The organism is Nocardiopsis sp. N85, assembly GCF_028882275.1.
GTDB classification, from domain to species: domain Bacteria; phylum Actinomycetota; class Actinomycetes; order Streptosporangiales; family Streptosporangiaceae; genus Nocardiopsis; species Nocardiopsis lambiniae.
In genome coordinates this window covers 49,745-68,436 of sequence record NZ_JARBUT010000017.1, presented here as the reverse complement: position 1 = coordinate 68,436, position 18,692 = coordinate 49,745, and the positions used below count along the sequence as shown (strand labels likewise).

15 protein-coding genes are annotated in these 18,692 nt (G+C 67.2%); 14 read left to right on the top strand and 1 reads right to left on the bottom strand.

Annotated features, from left to right (window positions below; translation table 11 throughout):
• The first annotated feature begins 77 nt into the window (after nt 1–77).
• The 13 genes from PWG71_RS21440 (at nt 78) to PWG71_RS21375 (ending at nt 17,002) form a co-directional block, all read left to right on the top strand.
• The gene (locus tag PWG71_RS21440; protein WP_274811720.1) at nt 78–1,067 is read left to right on the top strand and encodes a hypothetical protein; all 990 of its coding nucleotides are present in this window, start codon (nt 78–80) and stop codon (nt 1,065–1,067) included.
• Complete coding sequence (locus PWG71_RS21435) at nt 1,067–1,717, top strand: hypothetical protein (protein ID WP_274811719.1); 651 nt, start codon at nt 1,067–1,069, stop codon at nt 1,715–1,717. Before PWG71_RS21440 ends, PWG71_RS21435 begins: the two co-directional genes overlap by 1 nt.
• A gap of 139 nt (nt 1,718–1,856) precedes the next feature.
• Entirely contained in the window at nt 1,857–2,837 is a 981-nt protein-coding gene (locus PWG71_RS21430; protein ID WP_274811718.1) for a hypothetical protein, read from the top strand.
• A complete protein-coding gene (locus tag PWG71_RS21425) occupies nt 2,837–3,478 on the top strand; it encodes a hypothetical protein (protein WP_274811717.1) in 642 nt (213 codons plus the stop codon). Before PWG71_RS21430 ends, PWG71_RS21425 begins: the two co-directional genes overlap by 1 nt.
• Nucleotides 3,479–3,519: 41 nt before the next feature.
• Complete coding sequence (locus PWG71_RS21420; protein ID WP_274811716.1) at nt 3,520–4,026, top strand: hypothetical protein; 507 nt, start codon at nt 3,520–3,522, stop codon at nt 4,024–4,026.
• 40 nt (nt 4,027–4,066) lie between these two features.
• The gene (locus PWG71_RS21415) at nt 4,067–5,110 is read left to right on the top strand and encodes an AAA family ATPase (RefSeq protein ID WP_274811715.1); all 1,044 of its coding nucleotides are present in this window, start codon (nt 4,067–4,069) and stop codon (nt 5,108–5,110) included.
• Between the two features lie 198 nt (nt 5,111–5,308).
• On the top strand, nt 5,309–7,093 hold the full coding sequence (locus PWG71_RS21410) for an AAA family ATPase (protein WP_274811714.1): 1,785 nt from the start codon (nt 5,309–5,311) through the stop codon (nt 7,091–7,093).
• 104 nt (nt 7,094–7,197) lie between these two features.
• Nucleotides 7,198–9,477, top strand: coding sequence for a hypothetical protein (locus PWG71_RS21405; RefSeq protein ID WP_274811713.1), 2,280 nt, complete (start codon nt 7,198–7,200; stop codon nt 9,475–9,477).
• A gap of 164 nt (nt 9,478–9,641) precedes the next feature.
• A complete protein-coding gene (locus PWG71_RS21400) occupies nt 9,642–13,643 on the top strand; it encodes a type IV secretory system conjugative DNA transfer family protein (protein ID WP_274811712.1) in 4,002 nt (1,333 codons plus the stop codon).
• A 264-nt stretch (nt 13,644–13,907) separates the two neighbouring features.
• Nucleotides 13,908–15,500: a hypothetical protein gene (locus tag PWG71_RS21395; protein WP_274811711.1), complete on the top strand. Its 1,593-nt coding sequence runs from the start codon at nt 13,908–13,910 to the stop codon at nt 15,498–15,500.
• Between the two features lie 49 nt (nt 15,501–15,549).
• The gene (locus PWG71_RS21390) at nt 15,550–15,837 is read left to right on the top strand and encodes a hypothetical protein (RefSeq protein WP_274811710.1); all 288 of its coding nucleotides are present in this window, start codon (nt 15,550–15,552) and stop codon (nt 15,835–15,837) included.
• A 110-nt stretch (nt 15,838–15,947) separates the two neighbouring features.
• Nucleotides 15,948–16,262 (top strand): HU family DNA-binding protein, encoded by a 315-nt coding sequence (locus tag PWG71_RS21385; protein WP_274811709.1) that lies wholly within the window; start codon nt 15,948–15,950, stop codon nt 16,260–16,262.
• 560 nt (nt 16,263–16,822) lie between these two features.
• Nucleotides 16,823–17,002, top strand: coding sequence for a hypothetical protein (locus tag PWG71_RS21375; RefSeq protein WP_274811708.1), 180 nt, complete (start codon nt 16,823–16,825; stop codon nt 17,000–17,002).
• Here the strand turns inward: PWG71_RS21375 and PWG71_RS21370 are convergent.
• Nucleotides 16,984–17,958, bottom strand: coding sequence for a helix-turn-helix transcriptional regulator (locus tag PWG71_RS21370; RefSeq protein ID WP_274811707.1), 975 nt, complete (start codon nt 17,956–17,958; stop codon nt 16,984–16,986). The genes PWG71_RS21375 and PWG71_RS21370 overlap by 19 nt on opposite strands.
• A 228-nt stretch (nt 17,959–18,186) precedes the next feature.
• On the opposite strand from PWG71_RS21370, the gene PWG71_RS21365 reads away from it, so the two are divergent.
• Complete coding sequence (locus PWG71_RS21365; protein WP_274811706.1) at nt 18,187–18,594, top strand: VOC family protein; 408 nt, start codon at nt 18,187–18,189, stop codon at nt 18,592–18,594.
• The last annotated feature ends 98 nt before the right edge of the window (nt 18,595–18,692 follow it).

Below are 18,692 nucleotides of genomic sequence, written 5' to 3'. Positions count from 1 at the left end.
GAACGCAGGGACACGGTGGAACGGGCCGGGGCCTTCTCCGCGTCGGGACCGGAGACGATCAGGGAAGGAGCGTGGCGATGGCCGACGAGGGCGCACCGGACAGCGGTGACGGCGCTTCGCGGGAGGCCGCCCCGAAGAAGCCCTGGAGCGCGATGAGCCGCGAGGAGGTGATGGAGCGCCTCGACGCCTACCAGGCCAAGCAGCGCGCCAACCGCAGGCGGATGACCGGTGACGACGTGCAGGAGATGCTGCGCGAGCGCCGCGCCAGGCGGCGGGAGCGCAGGGAACGGCGTGGTGGCGACCGGGCGCTCCGGCGCGACGCGGGCCGGATCGCGCGCCTGAGCCTGGGCGGGGCCCTGATGGTCGGCGCCATCGGGACCGGCGCGCTGGCCGCCTCCAGCACCGACATCACACAGGTCCGAAGCGAGGCCAACGACCGGGAGATCGCTCTGCTCGAAGGCGAGATCCGAGCCCTGGAAGCCGCCTCGTGGGACGAAGAGGACGCCGCCGCGCTCGAAGAACAGCTGGACGAGGCCGTGGCGCAGGCCCGGCGGAAGGGTGAAGAGGTCGCCGAGCTCCAGAACACCTACCAGGAGATCCTCGCCGACCTCAACGACGCGGAGCCGTCGGGGGACGGCGGCGCGGGCGACGCGTTCGCGCCCATGGCGGAACACCGCAGGGAGCTCGTCGACTACTTCGACGCGTCGGCCCGGGTCATCGAGGACGAGGAGGCCTACCGCCCCGGCGCGGACGTCCCCTATGGCCCCGGCGACATCGACGTGCTCTTCCCCTGGTACATCCGCTACGCCGACGAGGGCCGCAGTGAGTACGCCGAAGCGTCGCTGAACTCCTGGGAACTGGCCTCGGCCGTGCCCCGCGTGGAATCCCCGGGGACCGTCAGCGTGGCCTGGCTCAACCGCGACGGCTCCACCGGCGAGCTGCTGGCCTGGGCCCGGGGCACCTACGACGCCGACACGGGCACGTTCCACAGCCTGTACGTCGGCCAGACCACGATCGGTGACCTTCCCGCGGGCGGGGCCGGCACGGGCGGGGAGGGCCGGGACTGATGGGATTCGTCCAACGCAACGCCTTCCCGCTGACCGCGGCCGCGCTGCTGCTGGTGGCGGGTGGCTCCTTCGCTGCCACCCGGGGTGCGCAGGAGGTGTCCCTCACCACCCAGGAGCAGCGGATCGAAGAGCTCCTGCGGCGCAAGGCCGAGCTCGAAGAAGCGCAGGACGAGAAGGCGAGCGAGATCGCCGGCCAGGCCCTGGGCGCCGGTCACACACGGCTGGACGCCGACGAAGAACTCATCGAACAGGTGCTGGACACCGCGCTGACGTGGGAGAGCCAAGCCGAGTACGTCGACGCGCGCGCCGCCATGATGAACGTCTACGGTCTCGACGAGAACTCGGCGTTCATGACCGTGTTCCTGCCCGAGCCGACGGTGAACGTCGACGCCGAGGGCACCGAGTACGCGCTCATCGACCTGCTCGGACTGAACTCGAGGGTGGCCGGTTTCCGCACCGAGCTGCTGTCGGTACAGGGCACCGAGTACAGCTACCTGGTCCTGGTCGATGTGAAGAGCACCTCCGACGATGGGCGGGGCAGTGCCCAAAGCACGTCGACGGTGCTGCTGACCACCGACGGCGACGGCGGTGTCTCGGGTGTCGAGGGCTATGCCTCCACGTCCCGGGTGCGCTCCTCGGGCCCTGACTGATACGGCGTGGACCTGGCGCCGCAGCACCCCCTGACCCGAGGCTCGGCACGAGTGGGGTGTCACCCTGCGGTGCTAGAATTTTGTTGGTATACGAGGAAAATCTGAACGTTATTCTCGCTGGCGAAGGGAGGAGGTCGACGTGACCGACGGAAGGAACGAGCCCGGCGGGTCCCCCGCCCCGGACCAGGGCAGCCGCCTGGCCCAACGCCTGGTCGCGGCCCCTCACGCGCAACAGGAGCAGCAGGGGGAGGACCCCTCGCCGCGGCGTTCGACCTCTGGGCTCAGAGTCCTCCTGATCCGCATCGGGTACTGGTCGGCCACCGTCCTGGCGGCGCTGGGCGCGTTGGTGCTGATGGCCGCGGCGGGCGCGATCAGCGCCCAGCACCGGGCCGGACTGCAAGAACAGGCCCAGGACGGCTTCGACGCGCAGGACCGCATCACCGCCGCCCGGCAGGACGTCGGAGGCCTGCCGGACAGAGCCGAGGCCCAGCGCTGGCTGCTCCAGGCCACGACCGCGGGCGAGAGCGTCGCCGCGGCGCAGAACACCTACCTGGAGCATTCCGGGCCGATCAACGTCGACGACCTGCCCGCCCGGACGCCGGGACTGGGCGAGCGCGACGAGTGCACCCCCTATGTCGGCGACCCGCCGATCACCACGCGTGAATACACCGAAGAGGAGCACACCACCTGTGCCGAAGGGCTGCGCGAGAGCGCCGTCGGCGGCCTGGAACGGAAGCTGACACCGCACTTCGCCGCCGGCGCCCGCGACTCCGAAGGCTTCAGCGCCGTGAGCCCGTGGCACCTGTCGGTCGCCACCTTCGACGAAGACGCCTCACTGGCCGGATACACGTGGACCGCCCACCGGGCGCGGGTCTTCGAGGAGGACACGGCGATCCGCATGGTCTGGATCCTGGTCGAGGACGAGACGGGACGGACCGCCGCATGGCTTCGCGGTGAGTACGACCCGGTGGTCAAGAAGTTCGACGACCTGGTGCTCGGCACCGTCGCCGGCGTCGAAGACGATGAAGACGATGAAGACGGCGATGAGGACGACACCGACGATCCTGTCGAAGACAACGGCGAAGACGTGCAAGGCGACGAGCCCGAAGGCGGTGAGTGATGAGCCTGGCCGAGTTCGAAGCCTACGAGCGCGAGCGCCGGCTCCGCCGCCAGAGGATCCGGCGCGCCGTGTCCTGGGCGCCACTCGGGGTGGCCGCCCTGATGCTGGCCGTGGGCGGGCTGTCCGTGTGGTCGGCCTCCTCCGGTCACGACGCCGACCGCGCCGAGGTCGCGGCCCTGGTGGACGAACGCGAGATCGAGGCCGAGGAGGCCCGGGAGGAGCTCCACACGGCCTGGTCCGACGTGCTGGGTCGCTCGTCGGTGGTCCGCGTCGAACGGCTGGAGAACGACGGCGAAGCGATGCACGCTCTGCTGCGCGAGACGGTGATGGAGGGCGCGGCCGTCCCGGCGGCACTGGTCGCGACGGACGACGGGGAACCCCCGGCCCTGTTCGAGGACCTGGCCCGCGACGGTGTCCCCGGTCTGGACGGCGCCTCGCAAGCACGGCTGGGACCGTTCGAGCCGGTGCTGGTCGATATCACGGGCGTCACCTACTCCTACTTCGCCTTCGTCGAGGTCCACGACGCCGACGTCGAGGCGGATCCGGTCGCGACGCTGTCGGTGGAGTGGTCGACCGACAGTGGGGGCGCGATCACCGGGATCGACGCCCACTGGACCGAAAGGGTCCCCGAACGCTCCTAGCGCACGCACACCCGAAACGTCACTCCCAGACAGGAGAGCCGATGAGCACCACCGCCACCGGGTCCAAGGACAAGCGGAAGCCACAGGCGAAGAAGAGCGCCGCGCAGCGGGCCGCCGAAGCCAAGCAGGCGGCCGAGGCCAAGGAGGCCGACACCGGCGGCACCGCGGTGCCGCTGGGAGCCCGCATCCGCGCGCGCGTGGGGGAGTCGGGGGCGCGTTCGGTGCTGGTGGCCGTGCGCGCGGGTCTCATGATCGGATCCGGCCTGGCCGGCTATGTATTGGCGATGTTCGTGGCGGTGACCGTGGTGCCCAACCTGTTCGTCGTGGTGTCGACCGGGACCGGAGTCGGCCCGACCTCTCCGTTGGAGTTGCAACTGGTGCACTGGCTGGCGCCGTCGTTGTTCCTCATCGGCCTCGTCTTCGTGCTGGTGCTGGTCGCTGTGCGCTCACTCTGGCTCGCCCAGCGCCGCCTGGGAGAGAAGGCCCGGCGCGCGTTGCTGGGCGATGCGGAGGACACCGCTCTGACCACCGACGGCGCTGGCCGCTGACAGGTCAGCAGAACCCCGACACGAAAGCGAAACTCCCCGCATGAAGATCGCGCCCCTGCGGATCACCGACCCCTGGTTCCACCGCTTGGCCCGGCACGGCAAGGCCGACGTGCAGACCCTGCGCGCCGTGCCCTGCGACATCGCCGTGCGCATGGAGGCGGTGTCGATCCTTCACCATGGCATCGATCAGAACTACCGCCCCTACCTGCACCTGCGGGGGCGGCTCGCCCAGGTCCAGCCCGACGTCGAACTGCCGTACGGCATCACCGAACTGCCGTTCCGCCGGGGGGCCGAACCCGTCGCCGACGCCTTCTACGAGTTCGATTCCGCCCAGCTCGCCGAACTGGTCCGCAAGGGCTACTTCGGCACCCGCTTCCGCGTACCCGAGACGATGGTCGGCATCGTGTGGGAATTGCCCGCCGAGGCGGACTTCCTCGTGGTCGCTCCGGAGAGCACGGCGCAGCCCCCGGTGGTGTTCGTCGGCGTGCGCGACCAGAACAACCTCGTGCTCACCGAGGAGACCAGCGGCTACAACCTCGCCGACTACTTCCCGGACTATTCACTCGAAGACTCGGTGCAGGCTTCGGCTGGGAACGAACTCCCGGTGCCCACGCACTCGGGCGCGATCCAGGACCTGTTCGCCGATGAGAAGTTCGAGGACGCCGACCACCGCCGGCCGGCGGGGTCCGCCCGCCGCGACGCGGCTCCGGGGCGTACCGTGCAGGCCCCCCAAGGCTTGTTCGACAAGCTCATGAACGAGGTGGAGGCCGAGCGCCTGGCCCAGGGGGGCACCGAGAAGCCCGGAGTGGACTACGACCCCGACACCCCCGAAGGCGTGCTGCGCGAGTGGATCACGCCTGGTGTGGAGCAGGCGCTGTCGAGCGGGGCCCGGGAGGCCGTGGTCGACTCCCCGGAGCACGGCACCGAACACACGCGGGCCACGGCCTCCGAGACCGGCTTCCTCGACTTGGAGGAGGCCGACGAGACGGCCGGGGTCGGTGTCGCCCCGGTCCGCACGAGCATCTACCAGAGGGCTGCGAGCGATCGACAGGATGAGGCGGACGATTACCAGCCCGGTGTCTGAGGTTCCTCCCTTTCTTGGCCCGCACTCATTCGAGGACCGTCTCCCGCCTGTGAGGAAGGGGCCTTGGCCGTGTTTTCGGTCATGACCAAAAGCGCTTTGCGCCCGGTGTCGACTATGCGTAAAATGTTCAGATAATGCTGATTTATGAGCAAGGGCGAGATGAGTTCGTGTTCCTCCCGTCCGCGGAGGCGGTAGCAGTTGTTCACCAGGTCTGACGGTTCCCTCGACGACAGGCTCAACGAGCACTACCCGAAGCTGGCCAAGTACAGCGACCACCTCAAAGCCCCCGAGCGCGAGATCGTCGGCCGCGAGCATGAGATCTCCCAGCTCATGGCCGCCATGGCCCGGCCTGAATTGTGCAACGCCCTCCTGTTGGCTCCGGCCGGAGCGGGAAAGACCGCTTTGGTCCAGGCGGCGATGCTCAAAGACACCGAGCGGGTGTACCTGGAAGTGGACCTGGCCCGGATGATCGCCGGGCTGAGTACCCCCGACGAAATGGCGGCGCTACTCAAGGGCCTGTTCGATGAGGCCGAAAGGTTCAGTGCCGACGAGCACATCGAGCTGGTGCTGTTCATCGACGAGTTCCACCAGGTGGTGCAGCTCAGCGCCGCCTCCGTCGAAGCGCTGAAGCCGGTTCTGGCGGCCTCCGGAGCGCGCGGCATCCGCGTCATCGCGGCCACGACCTTCGATGAGTTCCACAAGTACGTGGCGCCGAACCAGCCGCTCATGGAACGTCTTCAGCGCATCAATGTCAACCCGCCCGACCAGAAAACCACGGTTGAGATCCTCAAGGGGATGGCCAAACGCTACGAGGTGGCCGAACAGTTCTACGATGACCATCTCTTCGAACTGATCTACGAGTACACCAACCGCTATATCCCGGCCTCGACGCAGCCGCGCAAGTCGATCCTGGTGCTCGATTCGATGGTGGGTTGGCATCGCTACACCGGCCGCCCGATGGACCGGGATCTGCTGGCGGACGTGTTGATGGAGTCGACCAACGTCAATGTGGCCTTCCGCGTCGACGCGGTGCAGATCAAGAAGCAGCTCGACAGTGCGGTTTTCTCCCAGGACTTCGCCACCAGTGTGGTCGCGAAAAGGTTGCAATTGTGCGTCGCGGATCTGAACGACAAGACAAAGCCCATGTCCTCCTTTCTTTTCACGGGCAGTTCCGGTGTTGGAAAGACGGAGCTCACCAAACAGCTGGCCCGGTTGCTTTTCGGGGACGATCAGCGCCACCTCATCCGCTTCGACATGTCGGAGTTCGCGCGCGAGGAATCCTTGGACCTGTTCCGCTCGGAGTTGACCAAGCGCGTGTGGGACATGGGGCACGCCGTGCTGCTGTTCGACGAAATCGAGAAGGCCGCGTCGGCGATCACGCGTGTGCTGCTCCAGGTGCTCGACGACGGCAGGCTCTCTGATGACAACGGGCGTCAGGTGTCGTTCCTCAACACCTACATCGTGCTCACGACCAACGCGGGATCGGAGATCTACGAGACGATCGCTCAGTACAACGTGGATGACAGCGGATCCGGCAAGCAACTGGTGGAGAAGATGAAGGAGATCCGTCGTTCCATCTCCACGACGCAGGGCGACAACAAGTTCCCGCCCGAATTGTTGGGCCGTATCGACGCGATCGTCCCCTTCCAGCCGCTCTCGCGCGAGACCCAGCGCAAGATCGTGAAGAACAAGCTGCGCCAGATGCGGCGCGAGGTCATGGTCAAGCACGGGGTCAGGGTCGAGATCGCCGAACGGGTCCTCCAGTACCTCATCGACGACCACGCCGACACCGACTCCAACGCGGGCGGCGCGCGTGCGGCGATCGCGAAGATGACCGACGAGGTCACCACCGCCATCGCCGCGTTCGTCAACGCACACTCGTACGAAAGGGTCCTGCGGGTGGACGTGCACGGCACGATGCGCAGTGAGGACAAGGGCCTCCTCAAGAGCGAATCCCACATCGAGGTGGCCGCCGCACGATGAGGCGGCATGTGGGGTGACAACGGACCACCGGGTGACGATCACCCGATGTGGCCTGATGAACCAGCTGAATCGATGTGTCATGGTCAGAACGAGAGGATGCGCCGATGGGACTCATCGACGGCATGTGGAAGAAGGGGCCGGGCGACGACACGTCCTCCGGCGGTTCGGAAGAGGCGGCCCCGTCGAACGGTGACGCCAAGAAGCGCGCCAAGCGGCGCAAGCCCGAGGAGATGCTGGCGAGCGTGGTGCGGGAGAGCACCGTCAACGCCGCGATCGACCTGCTGGGCCGCAACGACCCCTTCATCCTGCCCGGGGGCAACTCCTGGGTGGCCTTGGCCCTGCCGGTGGAGAACATCGGCGGACTGAGCAAGAAGCACCAGAGGGATGAGGCCAAGGGCTCGCTCATCGAGCTCATCAACCATGACCACATCCAGACCATCACCACCCGTCAGCTCCTCGACGAAGAAGTCCTCGGCATCGTCCCCACCCCCCAGACACTGGAGCGCATGGGGGAGTACTCGCTGCTCACCGGCGCCACGTACTACTGGATGGTCCTGGGGCCGAGCCAGGACCGTCAGGAACTGCTGGTCAACGCCGTCATGGTCGAGGAGATCTCCTACGCCGAGGTGGTGAGCGTCTCCAACGGCAGCCGGAGGCTGGCCGACCTGCTGCCGCAGGTGTGGGCCTGGACCCAGGCCATCGAAACGACCACGACCCCCGCGGGCACCGAGAACAGCGCCGCCGCCGATTCGTTCGCCGCCGCCGCCCGGACACCGCGGCCCGCCCCGGCCGCCGTCGAATACGCCCCCCCGGCCGGTCCGGCGGTCGCGGGGCCCGCCCCGGGCGAGGGCTTCGACCACGGCGAGCCGGAAGACGATCCCCTGGCCGACGGCGAGTTCTCGGCGGACCTGTTCGACGGGGAGCCGAGCGACGACGATATGACGCCGTCGTTCTTCGAGGGCTTCGACGACGAACCCGGCGGCCATGCCGAGGTGGACGACGAAGACGACGAACCCGGCGGCTACGACGACGAGGTGGACGACGACGAAGGCCCCGTTGCAAGGGGCGAAGGGGGGCAGGCTCCCCCCTGGCAGCACTATGCCGAGCAGAACCGGGACCGGGAGTTCACCGAAGAGCAGGTGCGGCACACCATCGCGCGGCGCTTCCTCCCCGACGACCTGGGCCTGGAGATCCCGTTCGCCGAGTTCGAGGCCACGTTCGACACCCGGGCACCGTCGGTGCGGCTGGAGTTCGGTGACAACTCCACCGACTGGCTCGGCGAGCAGGTCGCAGTCATGGCCGAACAGGCCAACACCGAACTGGAGAAGCTGCACAGGGATCACCGCGAGGAGCTTCGTCAGTTCTTCGTCGAGACGATGAGCCTGCACGCCGAGTCGGTCATGCGCGAAGTCGACGAACAGCGCGAAGGCTCGGTCTATCGCATGCTCTCGAAGGCGGCCGAGCAGGAGTTCGCCCAGCTCACGTCCAGTGCGCGCCAGGAGGTCAGCGCCCAGCGCGCGGAGATCACCCAGCGCTACGAAAAGGACGCCAACGAGCGGGCCGAGGTCGCCGCGGCCCAGGCCAGGCAGACGTTCTGGGATCGGTTCCGCCCGGAGCTGGAACGCAAGCTCGCCGACGTGGCCCCCGAGATCGAGCGCCGCAACGAGGAACGCTACGCCCACCAGCGTCGACTCGTGCTGGAGATGCGTCGCAAAGACGCGCACACGCGGATGCAACTGGGCACCACACGCGCCCTCCGTCTTCTGTCCGAGCGCGAAGCCAAGCAGCGCGAAGCGGAGATGGAGCTGCTGAAGCAGTGGAACGCCAAGGTGACGCGCTTCATCGACGACAACCGCAAGCACGACATCGTCCGCGCCAAGGCGCTGGCCGAGCAGCTGCGGCTGGACAACCGGGTCGAGGAGCTACAGGCCGAGCACACGAACCGGGTGGAAGGCCTCAAGACCGAGAAGGAGCAACAGGCGCTCAGGTTGGAGGCCGAACTGGAGCGTGACCGCGAGCGGGCCAAGACGCGGCTGCGGGAACGCGAGGGGGAGTGGAAGCACGAGATCGACATCAGGGATGAGAAGCTGCGCTCGGCCCACCAGCTGTACACGGACCTGCACACGCAGATGCAGGAGATGGCCGACGGCATGCACCGGCAGTACCGCGGCAGGATCGAGGAGCTGGAGGGCCACAAGCGCGCCTACGTCGAGGAGCTGAAGCGGACCAATCACATCCACGGCCGCTTCAACAAGCTCATCCTGGTCCTGGCGGCGGTGCTGGTACTGATCTCCATCGCCGTGGGTCTCATTCTCGGCTGGACGATCGGATACGGGTCGACCGGTGCCGCCGGCGCGATGATCCTCCCCGTGTGGTCCGTCTAGGGCGCCGCGCATCACGGTGTATCTCGGAGTAGGGCACCGCCTTCGGCGACGAAGGCGGTGCCCTGTTCACATTGGTCGCGGCACCCGGGCAAGATGTCATATCTACTGATAAATCAATAGAATTGGCGCATCGTAGCGCATATGTGAACAGAAAGGCACGCCTCATGGCCAGGAGGAGTTCCAGTCCCAAGGCGAGCGCGTGGGACAAGCTCTCATCGCGCGAAGCCGGGGAGACGCTCGCCAATCGCGACATCTACGAATCCCAACAACTCGACCGCTCCCGCATCAAACGCAAACGGACCCGCACTTCGCGCACCATCCTCGCCATCGTGGCAGGAGCCCTCATCGCCGTTCTGGTGTGGGCGCTGTGGTCGGTGGGCCAGTTCACCGCGAGCGCCGTGGTCACCTCGTTCGGCGGGCCCACGGCCCCCGCCTTCGTCGAACGCGAGAGGCTGTCGGCGGCCCAGTACTGCTACCGCGTCCTCGACGAGGCCGGGCAGGCGGTCTCCGGCCAGCCGTGCTACGACACCGAGACCGAAGCCCTGGAGAACCCGCCGCAGTGGGTGCTCGACGACGTCGCCGCGCAGCAGGCGGAGTACGAGGCCGCACGCGAGGGCGAGCCCGACGCGCCCCTGGGGTGGTTCTTCCACCTGACCTGGCTCAAGCTCGCCGCCTCGCTCGGCGCGGGCATGCTCACGTTCGGCGTGCTGTACCTGTGGCTCATGCGCAACCGGGACGCGCAGAACCTGCTGCACGACACCAGCGACATCAACCAGTACCACGGCGACCAGCACATCGCCCTACCGGAGGAACTCGTTCGCAAGTTCGACTGGTTCCCCGACGTGGGCGCGCACAGCTCCGTGCAGCCCTCCTCGATGATCAGCCACGTCATGGCGGGCCGCAAGGGCCTCAAATCGATCGAGGTCGCACAGCGCGCCGCCGAAGACGTCCTCGACTCCGACGGCGACGTCGAGTACGTCAAGGGCGAGATCCTGCGCGACGACGATGACCGGGCGATCAGCAAGAAGATGCCGATCATCGACGAGAAGTTCGGCGACGACCTGTTCGAGGCCTCCGGTCTGCCGAAGGACAAGAACATCCGCAAGCGGTTCGACACCACCAAGATCCCCTACAACCCCGGCGGCAAGGACCGCGACAAGCTCGGAGAGCACAGAACCGTCGCGGACATGATCAACGCCGACTGGGAGTTCCCCGAATACGAGGTGCAGCGCCCGGCCGGCGCCTACATCGTCGACACCGCACCGGTCAACACCATGGTGCTGGCCATCACCCGCGCCGGTAAGGGCCAGACCTACATCGAGCCGATGATCGACATGTGGCTGCGCGAGAAGCGCCCCAACAACATGGTCATCAACGACCCCAAGGGCGAACTCCTGGTCAAGCACTACGTGCGGGCGACCATGCGCGGCTTCCAGGTGGTGCAGTTCAACCTCATCAACGCGATGAAGACCGACATCTACAACCCGCTCGGCATGGCCGCCGAGGCCGCCCGAGAAGGCGACTCGACCAAGTGCGCGATGTACATCGAGAACATCGCCGACGTCTTCTTCCCCCTCGACGGCGGTGAGGACCCGGTGTGGCCCAACGCCGCCAACAACGCCTTCAAGCGCGCCGCCTACGGCCTCATCGACTACTACCTGGAGGAAGAGCGCGAGCTGCGCGCCTACGCCGCCCGGGTGGACATGGACCCCAAGGTGCTGGAGACCAAGCTCGACGAGAAGTGGGGCAAGGTCACGCTGTACAACTGCTACCAGCTGTTCGTACAGCTCTCGGCCAAGAAGGTGAAGAACCCGGTGGGCCTGGTCGAGGAGAAGATCCAAAGGGGTGAGTTCGGGAACCTGGAGGACGGCACGTTCCGCGAGGCCGAGGCCGAGGCCGCGCTGGAGGAGGCCGAGGGCAAGCAGTTCCTATGGGAGGACAAGAAGGAGCTGGACATGCTCACCTTGTTCTTCAACGCCACCAACGGGCTGCCGACCAACTCGATGCGCACCCTGGTCGGCAACGCCGACAACGCGCTGCGGGCGATGGGCGCGGCCGAGAAGATGCTGGCGAGCGTCTACGGTATCGCGATCACGGCGATGAGCTTCTTCACCGACCCCACGATCTCCACCCTCACCTCGGGCACTCCCAGCCAGAACACCGATCTGGGGGGCCTGAGTTTCCCGCGCCGCATGGGCGTGCGCTTCGCCGTGAACTACCTCAGACGCGACCATCTGGTCGGGGCTCAGGCCAAGTGGGACGCCTACGCCGACGCGAAGTACGAGCAGGCGCTCGGCGGGGACTTCGAGCACGAGGACATCGTTTCCCGCGAAGGCTGGGCCCGGTACTACTTCAAGGGCACATTCCCCGGCAACGTCGCCTACATCCGGCTGCGGTTGGTGAACCCGCAGACCGGGATGCTGATCCGCACCTTCTACTTCAAATTCACCAAGGACCACCAGACCTCGCTCAACGGCCGGTTCTACGTCACCGACCCGGTGACCGGCGAGAAGATCATTCGCAACGGCATCCTGCTGGAGCTGAAGGCTCAGGCAGACGGCTCGTTCGCGCCGGGGCACACCACCTACCCGCAGATGCGGCTGACCAACATCACGGGGGACCTGCCGCAGAAGGAGATGGGCCGGGCCAACGCGATCACGCAGACAATGGTGCGCTATTCGGAGCAGCCCAAGGTGGTGTTCCTGGTGACGCCGCCGCACCTGATGAAGTACGCCAAGCTCATCCTCATCCTCATCAAGCAACTGGTCGATCTGAACTTCGACAAGTCGTACATGACCAAGGAGAACCAGAAGCCGCTGTACAAGACCCGGTTCATGCTCGACGAGCTGGGAAACCTCCAGTCGGAGGGGCACGGTATCTCCGGTTTCGAGACGATGCTCTCGATCGGGCTGGGCCAGGAACAGCAGTTCACCCTCATCCTCCAGACCCTTCAGCAGCTGCGCGACGTCTACGGCGAGTCCGTGGACAAGATCGTGCAGGGCAACACCTCCAACATCGTCTTTCTCAAGAGCACCGACGACTCGATGCTCGACACGCTGGAGAAGATGTCCGGCAAGCGCCACACCACCTACATGGACTCCAAGACCGTGACCCAGGACAAGGGCCACCTGGTCAAGGGCCTGAGCGTGGAGGGCAAGGTCTCCTACACCATGTCGACCAAGGAGGAGCCGGTCATCTCCTACAACGACATGGCCTTCATCTCCGAGCGCAACTCGATCGTCTTCCGGGCGGGCGACCCGCCCGTGTGGAACCGCAACGAGACGATCCTGCCGATGTCGTGGCGCATGTTCGAGGACACGATCGTGCACCCCGGGCACGACTACACGCTCCAGACCATCCCGACGCTGTCCAGCGCGGTGGACTTCGACGTGCGCATGAACCAGCCCGACTTCGAGGCGATGCTGGCCAAGCGCATGCAGCAGGCCCAGCTGACCGTCGAATGCCGCGAGAAGTACAGGAGGGCGCACGACCTCACCGAGGTCGACGTCGCACGACTGGACCCCGACACCTACGCCGACGAGGTCATGGAGCTGGTCGACGCCGCCCGGGGCGAGACCTACGCGGAGAAGCACGACCTGGGCGGTGCCGACGAGGTCGACCTGGAAGACCTGGAGGGCGCCATCGACCTGGACATGCCCTGGGAGTACGACGTGGCGACCCAGCAGGCCGTCGACGGCCAGAAGGCGAGGATGGACGCGTTCCGTCAGATGCGCTACGCCGACAGGCTGATCAGCCGCGACATGCTGGTCCACTTCTCCTCCGACCCCGCACGATCTCACGCGGGCGCGCTGGAAGGTCCCCTGGACGCTCAGATCACCCAGGCGTACAAGGCGGTGCGGACCGCTCTTGAGCGGGACGGCGCCCACTTCTCGGTGGGTGGTGACGGCTCACTGCGCAGCGCCGACGGCTCGCGGGTCTACGTCTCGCGACAGGACGAGTCCGAGGCGATGCAACGGCTCCAACAGGCCAGCGAGAACGCGTCCGAGAGGGTGTTCGCCGAGGACCCGGAGCACCTGGCCGACCTGCACGGATTCCACGTGCACGGAGCGTTCTACGAGTTCCTCGCCGAGCAGGAGAGCTGGCTGGGGCTGGCGCGCGGCGAGTTCGAACGGGCGATGGCCGCCGTGATGCGCGACCAGGGATAACCGGGAGACCGACGGGCAAGAGCGCGAGGCCCGGCGCGGGCCCCGCGCCCTTGTTCCGCCCTTTCTGGTACCGGTGGGACCGTGTGCGCAGCCCGGGGTCAGGGTAAGGTAAAAATGCCGAATCCGCTGATAGACGAAGAGAAGTCGGAGGGCACATCGGCGCGGGTCCAGGTGATGGGCCCCCACGGCGCAGACCGAGCAGGGGCGGGTCACAGCACACGGAGACGGGCCGCCACCGGGCTGAGACGAGAACAGGAGAGGGCCGTGGCGACGGGGAAGAAGAGGACGCTGGGCGCCCAGAGGCACCCTGGCCCGGACGAGACCGCCGGTGAACGGGTGCGGGAGCCGCGGCAGCGCCGCAAGGAGCTCAAGGTCGACGCCCCGCGGGAACAGCGCAGGCGCTACGACCGCGAACGCGCCCGTGAACAGCGGCAGACCATGCGTGACGCGGCCGGGCCCGACGGCGATCCGATCGCTCGACTCAAGCTCCAGACGCGGCTCGCGCAGGATCGGTTCATCGACCACCTGCGTGCCTCGGGTATCACCTCGCCGGGTGCGTCCAGGACCGCCCAGCGCGAGAAGCTCGGTGACCTGCACCAGGCGTACGCCTCGATGATGGTGCTCCAGTGTCTGAGCCCGCTCCAGCGAGGACTCAGCGCAGAGAACGTACTCCGCACCGTGGGCATGGGTGCGGCGATGTGGTTGCTCTCGCCCAACTTCCGCACCCAGATGGGGGAGTACGCCGGTCAGATGGCCACCGCCATCGGTGGCCGGCTGGACATGCGGGACCGGCGCGATGCGCAGATCGCCGCCAAGGGAGAGAAGTCACGTGAGAAGGAGGCCCGGCACTTCGACCGGACCGGCCAGGGCCGCGAAGGCATGCGGGGCCTGTCGGGATGGCGGCACCGCAGGCGCCTGGAGCGCATCGAACGGATGGAACGCGGTGACCGCGACCTGTTCACCGAGCACAGCGCCGCACTGACGCACGTGGGTATCGCCCAGAACGCCTACGACGAGATGCGCAGACCCGGAGCCGACCGGGAACTGGTCAGGCAGAACTACGAGAGTGCTCTCAGCGCGCTCTACGGCTACGTGGACGACGACGGACTGGATCGCAAGGCGGTGGCACGCAACATGCGCATCATCGTCGGCCGGCTCATCGAACGCGACCCCGAGCAGGCGGCGGTGTTCACCGAACTGGGCCACGGCCGGTTCGTCAAGACCGAACCGCGGACGGTCGTCCTGCCGGGCACCACCCGGTCGGCGACGGCTTGGACCGGTGACTACGTGGACGCCTACAACGGCGATGTGATCACCGGCGGGACCTTCACGCTTCGCGAGCCGATGGGTGTCGACGAGCACCGTGCCGCGGTGGCCCGGACCATGTACGGCGAACTCACCAGCGCGAAAAGCCCGGCCGAGTTCAGCGAGGTTCTGGAGCAGTACGTCATCGGTTCCGCCACCCGCGATCATCCCGAAGCGGTCGAGCTGACCAGGGATGCCACGGCACGCGCGCGACTCGACCGCTCCAGGGCGATGTTCGCGTCCATGCGTGGTGACGGGCTCAGCGAACAAGACCAGAAGCTGGTCTACGTGGGCGGGTTCATCGAATCCCTGCAAGCCCTGGACCGCACCCACCCGCAGGTGGTGGCGCGGTGGCGCCGGAGTCTGGGGCCCGAGTGGGAACAGCGGATGCGCGATCTGATCTCGGAATACAACGACTTCGGCGGGCAGGCGTCCCATGTCCACGAGCAGCAGGGTGCGTGGGTCCGGGCCGAACCAGGGCAGGCCTCCGTCGGCAAGATGCCGTCAGTGGTCGCTCCGGAGCGGGAGAACGAACCCGAACTCGGCGGCTGAACAGTCACCGGGGCGGGGATGGCGAAGAAAAATTCCAGGAGGAAAAGCAATGGCCGAGATCGATTGGGCACAGATGTTCGGTGTCGAGCCCGAGGACCGCGAACGCTGGGAGAAAATGGAGGCCGCCGCGAAAAAGCGCATCGAGCGTGGGGGAGGTGTCGATCGCATCGCCAGGGAGGTGGTCGAGCCGGGCCTGAACCTGGCGCAGCATGCGACCAGATCGCGGATGCAGGCGGCCCAGATCGCGGGGCGTGACGATGCCCGTACAACGCGACGGAAGCGCACGGTGGTGGAGGAGCAGACGGAGTTCATCGACGACGAACCCGAGTTCGGCTGAAACCCCACCGGCGCGCCGAGCAGTGTTTTGACCCTCCAGGGGAGGGCTGGATACACTCGTATACGAGTAAAACCATGGCATGATGCCCTGATCGACACGAAGGACCGGACATGGCGGCGACCCAGCCCCCCACAGGCTCAGGACGTGTGACCAAGCGCGAGTACATCGCGTCGGTGGCGCGCCGCGCCGGACTTCCGAAGAACGTCGTCTCTCAAGTCTACGACGCCGCCATGGCCGAACTCCTGGACGTGGTCAGTCAGGGTGATCGTCTTGTTCTCACCGGTTTCGGTAGCTTTGAGAGGCAATGGCACAAAGGTCACCCGGTGAGGTTCACCAAGGCCGATGACACCAGGGTCGACGATTACTCCGTGCTGAAGTTCAGCGCGACCCGCCAGACCAACCAGCGCATCGGCCGATCTCAGTGATGGCGAAATCGTAGCCGCTTGAGGCCTACGTTAAAAGGTTCTCCGAGGAAATGTATCCGCGTGGGAGTCTTTTGGTGTGTGAATAACGATTTGCCGTTTTTGTCGCCAGGAGTGCCATTGCTGATCTGATCAGCGAGTGTTCGAGGCGCGCGAGGTCGAGCTTTACCGCCGACGTCCATGGTGCTGTCCTGGGCGGTGTCGCAGCGTCGTAGCAACACCTCAGGTCAAAGGGGTTGCCGATGGAGACACGACGGATGCTCCTCATGGAGGAAGGTGAGGAGACCGCGCTCGGGGTGAGGATGTCCGCCGCATCGCCCTTGCCCTGGGTCGACGCCCATCGGTGGTCAGCCGCGAGACCCGACGCAACGCCTCCAATCGCGGCTACCGGGTCACCACCGCCCACAAGAGCGCCAAGGCTCGTCGATCCCGCCCCTCGGGAGCGCCGTCCGGACACCGACCCGCTCCTTCGTGAGCGCCTGATCGACTGCCTCGCTCGGGGCCGCACCCCCAACCGGATCGCGGGCCGGTTGAAGCTCGAAGCCGACGACACAGTGGGGACCATGGCAGGCTCTCTCCCCGCCGATGGCTCCCGCACCTCACACGAAGCCGTCCATACCTGGACCTACGACCCGAACAAGGGCGAAACGGCCCGGCTGGGCATCGTGCTCCCCTTCCGGCGTACCGCTCGCCACCCCCAGCGCAAGGCGGAACGCGACGACGCTCACGATGACGCTCCGTAGCGGATGGCGATCGCGGCGGCGCGATCGCGCAGGGAGGCGCGCAACCACTGCGGGGCCAGGGCCTCCGCGTCCGTGGCGAGCCGCCACAGCGCCCATTCGGCGTGCCTCGGATCCTGGAAGGTCACCTCCAGTCGCAGCCGACCCTCCTCGTCGGCCTCTTCGGCGAGGACGGCCAGCGCGGTGTCCACCAACTCCTCCCGCCGTGCCGGGTCCACCCGCACCAGCACGGTGACCTGGTCACCGCCGGTCCGGAACCGTGCGCCGCGTTCCTGCCAGGCCCGGTCCAGATCGACCCGGTCCGGTCGCTGCGCGGGTTCGGTGAGTTCCTCGGCGGCCAGCACCCGGGACAGCCGGTAGGTGCGGTCCGCGCCCGACCTCGTGGCCAGCAGGTAGCCCTGGTCGCGTACGGTGACCAGCCCGATCGGGTCCACCGTGCGCCACTTCGGGGGCTGGTCCACGGCCGCGTAGCGGATGCGCAGCCTGTGTCCGGCGAACACCGCGCGCCGGATCTCGGCCACGATGGCGTCGGACACCTCCTCGACGGCCGGTCGACGGGAGAGGAGGTCGGTCTCCGGGTCGATGAGCAGGCGCTCGGCCACGTCTGCCGCGGCGTTCCGATGGCTTTCGGGCAGCGCGTCGACCACCTTGAGCATGGCCGAGGCGAGCGCGGAGCCGAGACCGAACGCCTGCGCGCCGCGTCGGGATCCGGCGACCAGGAGGGCGAGGGCCTCGTCGTGGTTCAGTCCGGTGAGTTCGGTCCGGAAGCCGGGCGACAACGCGAAACCGCCGTGCCGACCGCGTTCGGCGTAGACCGGGACGCCGGCCGCGGACAGCGCCTCGATGTCGCGCAGCACGGTGCGGGTGGACACCTCCAGCTCGCGGGACAGCGTGGCCGCGGACAGCCGGCCGTGCCGGCGCAGCAGCAGGACCAGCGATACCAATCGGTCCGCGCGCATGCGAGAACTTTACAGGAATACACGACAGAGGATGTCGTGATTTGTTGGGAGGCTCAACGGAGTGGCCCCTCGGACACCCCGAGCGGTCACTCCCCACGGTCCGGGTGCGCGGACGGTTCCCGCGGGGGTCGAACCCCGGCGGTCGAGCGACTCCGGGTTCGGACCACCGTCGATTCCGGCCGCCACGGTCCCGGCCGTTCGCGATCCACGCACACGAAGGAGCATCGGATGGGGTCTCGACTCAACCCTTACATCGGTTACAAAGGGAACGCGCGGCAGGCGATGGAGTTCTACCGGGAGGTCTTCGGCGGCGAGCTGGAGATGGGCACGGTCTCGGATTTCGGCTCACCGGACTCGCCTGACGCCGACAAGCTCATGCACGCCCGGCTCGACACCCCGGACGGCTGCACGCTGATGGCCTGGGACGTCCCGGAGGGGGTGCCCCACCACCCGGGCGACAACGTCGCGGTCTACCTCGGCGGTGACGACGAACTCCGCGTCCACTTCGAGAAGCTGTCCGTCGGCGGCACCGTGACGATGCCTCTGGAGAAGCAGGCGTGGGGTGACGAGGCCGGCGCGCTCGTGGACCGCTTCGGGATCAGCTGGATGTTCAACATCACCGCTCGGCGATCCTGATCGACCACGGAGTCACCGCGCTCGAAATCCCGAACCGGTCCGCCACGGAGCCCTTCGAGTCCCGGACGGGCCCCGGGTCGCTCCTGGAGCGTTGCGAG

Bases quoted from the DNA above. Each gene is read 5' to 3' on its own strand.
- PWG71_RS21365 (WP_274811706.1), top strand. From the start codon at position 18,187: ATGGGGTCTCGACTCAACCCTTACATCGGTTACAAAGGGAACGCGCGG.
- PWG71_RS21420 (WP_274811716.1), top strand. From the start codon at position 3,520: ATGAGCACCACCGCCACCGGGTCCAAGGACAAGCGGAAGCCACAGGCG.
- PWG71_RS21400 (WP_274811712.1), top strand. From the start codon at position 9,642: ATGGCCAGGAGGAGTTCCAGTCCCAAGGCGAGCGCGTGGGACAAGCTC.
- PWG71_RS21425 (WP_274811717.1), top strand. From the start codon at position 2,837: ATGAGCCTGGCCGAGTTCGAAGCCTACGAGCGCGAGCGCCGGCTCCGC.
- PWG71_RS21435 (WP_274811719.1), top strand. From the start codon at position 1,067: ATGGGATTCGTCCAACGCAACGCCTTCCCGCTGACCGCGGCCGCGCTG.
- PWG71_RS21405 (WP_274811713.1), top strand. From the start codon at position 7,198: ATGGGACTCATCGACGGCATGTGGAAGAAGGGGCCGGGCGACGACACG.
- PWG71_RS21390 (WP_274811710.1), top strand. From the start codon at position 15,550: ATGGCCGAGATCGATTGGGCACAGATGTTCGGTGTCGAGCCCGAGGAC.
- PWG71_RS21415 (WP_274811715.1), top strand. From the start codon at position 4,067: ATGAAGATCGCGCCCCTGCGGATCACCGACCCCTGGTTCCACCGCTTG.
- PWG71_RS21385 (WP_274811709.1), top strand. From the start codon at position 15,948: ATGGCGGCGACCCAGCCCCCCACAGGCTCAGGACGTGTGACCAAGCGC.
- PWG71_RS21440 (WP_274811720.1), top strand. From the start codon at position 78: ATGGCCGACGAGGGCGCACCGGACAGCGGTGACGGCGCTTCGCGGGAG.
- PWG71_RS21375 (WP_274811708.1), top strand. From the start codon at position 16,823: ATGGCAGGCTCTCTCCCCGCCGATGGCTCCCGCACCTCACACGAAGCC.
- PWG71_RS21370 (WP_274811707.1), bottom strand. From the start codon at position 17,958: ATGCGCGCGGACCGATTGGTATCGCTGGTCCTGCTGCTGCGCCGGCAC.